We start from the raw sequence: 4065 nt of genomic DNA on the forward strand, positions 1-4065 counted from the left end.
CGACTGCATCAACAGGCCGGACACAAGACTGCACCCGACCAACGCGTCAGAAGCTCAATTCGCCACTTGCAATGCGGGAGCCATCCACACAGGACATCCTACCGGCCTGCCTGTATCGCCCGGCGGAGCGTGGTCAGTGCCTCTTCCGGATCAGCCCTGCATCCCGCGGGCACCACAAGTTTCACGGCCAGCGTGTCCCCCCCCCCGACACCGTTCAGGCGCAGGATCGACACACCCCGCCAGACGAGATGTCGGATGATCAACTCCGTCACGGCGAAGCGGCCACCAAACACCCAGCCATGATAGGCATAGAACACCTGGTCGCCCGCATTCTTCGGACCGGCTAGGGACGTATCGGCACCGTGCGGTGACCTGCAGGCGGCGATCAAACGCCACATCGTCGAGCATAACCGGCGCGCCAGACCTTTCGTCTGGACCAAACCCGCCACCGATATCCTCGCCACCGTCAGCCGATCCCCTGAACCATCTCTCTAAGTCAGTGCACTAGGCACCCTGTCGCGCGAGGTGCTGATGCGATGGCGCGACTGGATGATGGGACTGGGCAAGGGGCTGAAAGCTGCGCTCGGCCTAGTCCTCGTCGCCACCGGCCTGATGATCACCTCGGGCTACGACAAGGCGACCGAGACCGCGCTGGTCAACGCCTTCCTGGCTTGGCTGACCAACCTCACCACGCCTCTGACGCCTCGGATCGGGCCGTATCCGCAGTCGCGATAGTCGGCGGCCCGTCATGGGTGCGGGGATGCTTCCGTCATCCCCGCAAGCGCAGTGGTCACGCCGCCCTTGCAGTGATCTTTTCGTAGGTTCCCGAAGCGACCTGCTCTTCGAGCTGCGCCTTGAAGTCGGCGATGCCGAGGACCTGGACGGGGTTACCAGCATCGTCGAGGAATTCGTAGAGCGCATCCTGGATGTTGCGGTTGCTGAAGAACACGATGGCATCCTCGTCGCCGCCGCCTTCCATGTGCGGTTCGCCGTTCGCCACGCCCGAGACGTAGCTGCCCGTCGGACGCGTCTCCTTGTGAGTGCCGTCCTCCCGGTAAAACCGGAGCTCACCCTGCATCACAAGCGTCACGTAGGGGCTCTTGTGCCGGTGCAGCATCACTTTCTGGTTGGCCGCGAACTTGAACACGACGTCGACGATGCGGTTCTCCTCGTCCACCTTGTAGACGAAGAAGGCGATGTGCGGGAGCCAGTCGAGCGTCCGCCAAGTGATGTTGCTCTCGTCAAACATGGGCTTGGGCATCTTGTTTCCTTTAGTTCCCGCATCCAGCCACTCCAAGCGGCCTCACGGCTTTCCGCCGCATTGGATGATCTGGAACTGGGACAACGTCGGTCGCCCTTAATCGATGCGACGGTTCTCTCGACCCACGCGAACTCGTGACAAGATTGGGTGGATCTGACCCATGCCTTGTCCGCTGCAGAGCGTGACCGTGTGAGGACCGGTGTTCTATGGACACCGGTCGCAAACACATGGGAGCGTCACGGATTAAAGTGGTGGCCTTCAGGCCCGGATCGCCTCAAAGCGGACCGGCAGCAAACCACCCTGTCCAGTCATTCTGCACCCGACCCAACTCGGTCGCCTGCACGACGCTCAATTCTTCCGGGAAGCGGACGCTGTTCCCTCGTCTGACGCCTATGGATCAGGCTGGTTGAGTGACGTTCGCTGGACTACCTTCGAAGCCCTGAGAAGGTCCCTCGCGCATGAACGACGCCTCGTGGATCGACGCAACAGGCGCAGCGATGTGGGCGCTCGTGGAGCAGTACACCGGGCAGGTGGGCTACAAGCGGGGAACCAAGGCGAGCGGGCTGAACGATCATCCTCCCGTCATCGACTGCTCGGGCTGGACCGCTCTGCTCCTGTCCGAAGGTATGGCTGCTGCGAACCGAAAAGCCGGACGCCTGCTCTTCAGCGATGCAGACGTGGCGGCGATCCACACTTGGTCAGACCGCTTGATCGAAAACTTGGAACGGCGCTCCGGTATTATAGTGACGGGTGACCATATCACCGTCGCGGAACTGCCGCCCTTTGCGACTATCGGCTTGCAGCAGGGCGGAGGTACTTGGGCGAAGAACCACCCTCGCCCTCGTGGCATCACGCATGTTGTTCAAGTCGTCCATCGCCCCGGCGATCATGCACCGTATGTTTCGGAGGCGCAGGGTATGGCCGAGCCCTACGGCCTTCGACTGTTGCCTTTAGCTGAGTGGATTGCAGAAACGCAGAACAATCTGAAGCCCGGCATGGCGTGGGCAGTAGCCCCGTTCGCGGAATGAGACTTCGTCTGATGAGAGGACCTTAGCGGGCGAGGTGCGGTGTCCTCTTTAACATCTTGTCGCTCAGAAGCAGACCGTCACGAAACTACCCCATGCCGCCAATCCAGTAGCTACCCAACTGAGCCGTTCGCAGCGTCGTTGTCGCTTCCCAAAAGCAACCGTTGAAAATAGGCAAGGTTAGAATAAGTTCACGCCATGACGGTTCGAGTTATCATTCCCGAAAATCCGAGCGAGGCGGATCGCAACGCTGTCATAGAGCCGCTACGCGCTTATAACGCTTCTCAAGTAGCAAATCCTCTTCGCCGTCCCGTGGCCATATTGTTGGTCGACGACGGCGGGATCCATGTGGGAGGACTTTGGGGGAAATGCACATATGATTGGCTGCACATAGAGTTTCTTGCAATAGACGAAAAATATCGAGGTCGCGATTATGGGACAATGATTTTATATGAAGCGGAGCAGCTAGCTAGATCTAACAAATGTGTTGGAATTTGGCTTGATACGCTTCGAGTTTCAGGCTTGCGGTTTTTACGAGAAATTGGGATTTGAGATATTCGGAAAGATCGAAGATCATCCTATTGCACAAAGTCGTTTTTTTCTTTGCAAGAGATTTTAGGAAGCGGGGCTGGCGTGTCGGTTTCGAGAATGAGCAATGATTGATGCGGTCACAGCGGACAATATGATGTCGCCCCTTGCACGATGCTCTGCACTATCCCGATTTATCCGAGAACCAGATATCCCGACATACGGCTACAGCCGTGTCGTCTGGCGCTCGATCCTCAATCAGCCACGCCGCGCTGATGGAGCGTGCCTGGGGCATGGTTGGGGTCTTGACGCAACTTGCCGGGTCCGATGCGCCGACGCAGGGTATGAACCACGCCGGTCCCAAGGCGCGAACCGTGAAGCCCGCGCCCGCTCGCGTCATGATCAGCGCGAGCCCTAGTTGCTGCGTCGGCCGCCAGGGAAAGACGATCCGCCCACCGGGCCGCAATGCCTTCAACCAAGAGCTGGGCGGTGAGACCACGCCCGCGTTGACGTAGATCAAGTCGCAATCCGGCAGAGGCAGTTCCGTCGCATCGCCCTGCACGACGCTCGCGCCCTCGAATGGTGCCAGATTGTCAGATGCTCGACGCGCCAGCGCCGGTTCGATCTCGAAGGCATGCACGCGGCCGTTCGGCAAGGCCAGCATCGACAGGAGCGCGGTATAGTACCCAGAACCTGCCCCTATGTGAACGATGGTCTCGCCGCTCTTAGGGGCAACAGCGCCAATCCAGCGGGCGTGCAGGAACGGTTCGCCGTTGTTGATGCCCTTGGCAGCATCAAGGGCAACGAGGACGTTCTGGTAGATAAAAACAGGATCCGCGCTCGGTGTCTCGACGTAGCGCTCGTTCACCCTGATTTTCCATGGGCCGACACCAAGGAAAGCTTCTCGCGGGACGTTTTCAAACACGCGTTCGAGCCGGTGGTCGTCGGAACCGCTGGCCACAGCCATCAGCCTCGCGTGGAATGCACGCACCTCAGTGGCGTTGGTATGCTGGTCCATGTGGCGTTCAACGTCTGCTTCCTCGCGAGTTTGCCCGAAAGCTGCCTGACCGCAAACCACCCACCCCGGTCATTTAGAAGACCATGCCAGCGAGTCGGGACCTGGCCGAAAGCAGAACGGCCGCTTCGGAGACGACCAGCCGGAAAAGCAGATGGGGTGGATGGCTCCCGCTCCGACTGACGGCATCTCGGTGCCAAGATGTGGTCGCTGTCGAAGCAGCAGCCACGCTCATG

At 59.8% G+C, this 4065-nt stretch carries 5 protein-coding genes and 1 pseudogene; 4 read left to right on the forward strand and 2 right to left on the reverse strand.

Annotated features, from left to right (window positions below; genetic code table 11):
• Nucleotides 1-369: 369 nt before the first annotated feature.
• Nucleotides 370-495, forward strand: a pseudogene (locus tag ABIC30_RS31600) (IS630 family transposase); the annotation flags it as partial.
• 36 nt (nucleotides 496-531) lie between these two features.
• On the forward strand, nucleotides 532-735 hold the full coding sequence (locus ABIC30_RS31605) for a hypothetical protein (protein ID WP_354456823.1): 204 nt from the start codon (nucleotides 532-534) through the stop codon (nucleotides 733-735).
• 55 nt (nucleotides 736-790) lie between these two features.
• Here the strand turns inward: ABIC30_RS31605 and ABIC30_RS31610 are convergent, their stop codons facing one another.
• A complete protein-coding gene (locus tag ABIC30_RS31610; protein WP_354456824.1) occupies nucleotides 791-1261 on the reverse strand; it encodes a cupin domain-containing protein in 471 nt (156 codons plus the stop codon).
• A gap of 458 nt (nucleotides 1262-1719) precedes the next feature.
• Here ABIC30_RS31610 and ABIC30_RS31615 point away from each other — a divergent pair, with 458 nt between their 5' ends.
• Together ABIC30_RS31615 and ABIC30_RS31620 are read left to right on the forward strand one after the other, a co-directional pair.
• Nucleotides 1720-2289, forward strand: a complete 570-nt coding sequence (locus ABIC30_RS31615; protein ID WP_354456825.1) for a hypothetical protein — start codon at nucleotides 1720-1722, stop codon at nucleotides 2287-2289.
• A 195-nt stretch (nucleotides 2290-2484) separates the two neighbouring features.
• Nucleotides 2485-2838 carry a GNAT family N-acetyltransferase gene (locus tag ABIC30_RS31620; protein ID WP_354456826.1) on the forward strand — a complete coding sequence of 118 codons (354 nt, stop codon included), beginning with the start codon at nucleotides 2485-2487 and terminating at the stop codon, nucleotides 2836-2838.
• 160 nt (nucleotides 2839-2998) lie between these two features.
• Here the strand turns inward: ABIC30_RS31620 and ABIC30_RS31625 are convergent, their stop codons facing one another.
• Nucleotides 2999-3832: a protein-L-isoaspartate O-methyltransferase family protein gene (locus ABIC30_RS31625; protein WP_354456827.1), complete on the reverse strand. Its 834-nt coding sequence runs from the start codon at nucleotides 3830-3832 to the stop codon at nucleotides 2999-3001.
• Between the last annotated feature and the right edge of the window lie 233 nt (nucleotides 3833-4065).

The organism is Methylobacterium sp. 1030, assembly GCF_040544715.1.
GTDB lineage: Bacteria > Pseudomonadota > Alphaproteobacteria > Rhizobiales > Beijerinckiaceae > Methylobacterium.

What these genes read in the sequence shown, in the direction of transcription:
- ABIC30_RS31605 (WP_354456823.1), top strand. Translation starts at nt 532, where the DNA reads ATGCGATGGCGCGACTGGATGATGGGACTGGGCAAGGGGCTGAAAGCT.
- ABIC30_RS31610 (WP_354456824.1), bottom strand. Translation starts at nt 1,261, where the DNA reads ATGCCCAAGCCCATGTTTGACGAGAGCAACATCACTTGGCGGACGCTC.
- ABIC30_RS31615 (WP_354456825.1), top strand. Translation starts at nt 1,720, where the DNA reads ATGAACGACGCCTCGTGGATCGACGCAACAGGCGCAGCGATGTGGGCG.
- ABIC30_RS31620 (WP_354456826.1), top strand. Translation starts at nt 2,485, where the DNA reads ATGACGGTTCGAGTTATCATTCCCGAAAATCCGAGCGAGGCGGATCGC.
- ABIC30_RS31625 (WP_354456827.1), bottom strand. Translation starts at nt 3,832, where the DNA reads ATGGACCAGCATACCAACGCCACTGAGGTGCGTGCATTCCACGCGAGG.